1 protein-coding gene, 1 tRNA gene and 1 riboswitch are annotated in these 3085 nt (G+C 72.5%); of the genes, one reads left to right on the top strand and one right to left on the bottom strand.

Annotated features, from left to right (window positions below):
* Window positions 1–144: 144 nt before the first annotated feature.
* The gene (gene metE / locus ABZY44_RS37480; RefSeq protein WP_356661999.1) at window positions 145–2463 is read right to left on the bottom strand and encodes a 5-methyltetrahydropteroyltriglutamate--homocysteine S-methyltransferase; all 2319 of its coding nucleotides are present in this window, start codon (window positions 2461–2463) and stop codon (window positions 145–147) included.
* Between the two features lie 167 nt (window positions 2464–2630).
* Window positions 2631–2852, bottom strand: a riboswitch (cobalamin riboswitch).
* A 116-nt stretch (window positions 2853–2968) separates the two neighbouring features.
* Between metE and ABZY44_RS37475 the strand changes: the two genes are divergently transcribed.
* Window positions 2969–3042 (top strand) — tRNA-Met (locus ABZY44_RS37475).
* Window positions 3043–3085: the final 43 nt, after the last annotated feature.

Below are 3085 nucleotides of genomic sequence, written 5' to 3'. Positions count from 1 at the left end.
CACCGCCACCGCCACCGACACCACCCCGGCCACCGCAACCACCACCTTCCCCCTCACCCTCACCTGGTTCTGAACCCGGCCACGACGGGCGGCGGCGCCTGCCACCGCCCGTCCTGCCCTCTCCGGGCCCTGGCGGACCACCCGTCAGGCCGTCGTGACCTCCGAACGGACCTGGTGCGCCGCCTCGACCAGGTGCTCCAGCGAGGCCTTCGTCTCGGTCCAGCCGCGGGTCTTCAGGCCGCAGTCCGGGTTGACCCACAGGCGCCCGGCCGGGATGGCCTCCAGCCCCTTGCGCAGCAGGGCCGCGGCCTCCGCGGCGGACGGGACGCGCGGGGAGTGGATGTCCCAGACGCCGGGACCGACCTCGCGGGGGTAGCGGGCGCCGGCGAGTTCGTCGGCCACCCGCATGTGCGAGCGGGCCGCCTCCAGGCTGATCACGTCGGTGTCGAGGGCCTCGATGGCCTCGACGATGTCGCCGAACTCGGCGTAGCACATGTGGGTGTGGATCTGGGTCTCCGGCCGTACCCCGCAGGTGCTGAGACGGAAGGACTCCGTTGCCCAGTCGAGGTATCCGGCGTGGTCGGCCGCCCGCAGCGGCAGCGTTTCCCGCAGGGCGGGTTCGTCGACCTGGATGACGGAGGTCCCCGCCGCCTCCAGGTCGACGACCTCGTCGCGCAGGGCGAGCGCGACCTGGCGGGCGGTCTCGCCGAGGGGCTGGTCGTCGCGGACGAACGACCAGGCGAGCATGGTCACCGGGCCGGTGAGCATCCCCTTGACCGGCTTCGTCGTCTGCGCCTGGGCGTACGCCGTCCAGCGCACGGTCATCGGATCGGGGCGGGATACGTCCCCGGCCAGGACCGGCGGCCGGACGTAGCGGGTCCCGTAGGACTGGACCCAGCCGTGCTGCGTGGCGAGGTAGCCGGTGAGCCGCTCGGCGAAGTACTGCACCATGTCGTTGCGTTCGGGCTCACCGTGCACGAGGACGTCCATGCCGGTCTTCTCCTGGAAGGCGATCACCTCGCGGATCTCGGCCTCGATACGGCTCTCGTAGCCGGCCTCGTCGAGCCGTCCCGCGCGCAGGTCCGCGCGTGCGGTGCGCAGTTCGGTGGTCTGCGGGAAGGAGCCGATGGTCGTCGTGGGCAGCAGGGGCAGGCCGAGGTGGGCCCGCTGCGCGGCCGCGCGCCGCTCGTAGGGCTCGGAGCGACGGCCGTCGGTGTCGGTGACGGCCGCGGTCCGGGCGCGTACGGCGGGGTCGCGGGTGATCGCGGAGTGGGTTCGGGAGGCGAGGTCGGCACGGTTGGCCGCGAGTTCGCCGGCGATGGCGCCGGTGCCCCGGGAGAGGCCGCGGGCCAGCGTGGTGATCTCGGCGGTCTTCTGCCGGGCGAAGGCCAGCCAGCGGCGGATCTGCGGATCGGTGTCGCGCTCGGCGGCCGCGTCGAGCGGGACGTGCAGGAGGGAGCAGGAGGCGGCCACGTCGACCCGGCCGGCGAGGCCCAGGAGGGTGCCGAGGGTCGCGAGGGACTTCTCGTAGTCGTTGATCCAGATGTTGCGGCCGTTGACCACGCCCGCGACCAGCCGCTTGCCCGGGAGTCCCCCGACGGCGGCGAGGTCGGCGAGGTTGGCGGCGGCCCGGTCGGTGAAGTCCAGGGCGAGTCCTTCGACGGGAGCCTTGACCAGCACCGGCAGGGCCTCGCCGAGCCGGTCGAAATAGGACGCGACGAGCAGCTTGGGGCGTGCGGCGCGGGCGCCCAGGTCGCGGTAGGCGCGGGCGGCGGCGCCCAGGTCGGCCGGGGTGCGGTCCGCGACCAGGGCGGGCTCGTCGAGCTGGACCCATTCGGCTCCGGCGGCCCGCAGGTCGGCGAGGACCTCGGCGTAGACGGGCAGCAGCCGGTCGAGCAGGGTGAGCGGCTGGAAGTCCTCGGCCACGCCGGGGGCGGGCTTGGCCAGCAGGAGGTAGGTGATCGGTCCGACGAGCACGGGGCGTGCCTTGACGCCGAGCGCCAGGGCTTCCTTCAGTTCGGCGACCTGCTTGGTGGAGTCGGCGGTGAAGACGGTGTCGGGGCCGAGTTCCGGCACCAGGTAGTGGTAGTTGGTGTCGAACCACTTGGTCATTTCCAGCGGGGCCACGTCCTGCGTGCCGCGGGCCATCGCGAAATAGCCGTCCAGGGCGTCGACGCCCGCGGCGGCGCGGTGGCGGGCGGGGACCGCGCCGACCATGACGCTGGTGTCGAGGACGTGGTCGTAGTACGAGAAGTCGCCGGTGGGCACTTCGGTGATGCCGGCCTCGGCCAGCTGCCGCCAGTTCGTCCGGCGCAGGCCGGCCGCGGTCTCGTGGAGGGATCCGGCGCTGACCCGGCCCTTCCAGTAGCCCTCGATCGCCTTCTTCAGTTCCCGGTTCCGACCCTGGCGGGGGTAGCCGTACACGGTGGCCTCTACGGCCTCGGGGGTGGACTCGATCGTCACGGAACTCTCCTTCGCGAGCACGTCTCCATGGATCCCGGTGACGGGACGCGGGGCGCGGGGGCGAAGGGATGGCTGACCGGACGGTACGTCGCGCGCCGGGCACGGACACGACCGTCTGATGGTCCACCGACCCGCCCACGAGGTCACCGGAACGTCCGCGCACGACGGCGCGTGCACGGGCAACGGGCAGGTCTTCGGACTTGCGGGCGCGCCGCCCCTTCGGGCAGACACCTACTGGCCGTCGCTTCCCAGACCCGTACGGGCCCAGTGCGTATGACGGCGGTCGTTCCCGCTCACCGCTGCGGGGCAGTCCCGGATTCCCACCGGGTTCCCTCTTGCGACGCGTCCCGCCTGGAGGGCGGGGGCGAACCAGCTGCTGTGATCACCATAGGGGCTGCGGCCTAAAGAACGGATGGAGCCCCGCCACCCCCGTGGACCGCGGAGGCCTGAGCTGGAGAAATGGCGACGCACCGGCCCGCGGGTGCCGTACAGTGGGGTTTACCGACGCGGGGTGGAGCAGCTCGGTAGCTCGCTGGGCTCATAACCCAGAGGTCGCAGGTTCAAATCCTGTCCCCGCTACTGACCGGAAGGGCCGGGATCCTCTTGAGGATCCCGGCCCTTA

This window comes from Streptomyces sp. NPDC006544 (assembly GCF_040611715.1).
Taxonomy (GTDB): Bacteria; Actinomycetota; Actinomycetes; order Streptomycetales; family Streptomycetaceae; genus Streptomyces.
Note: the sequence above shows the minus strand (reverse complement) of the source record. Positions and strands in the feature narration are given on the sequence as shown.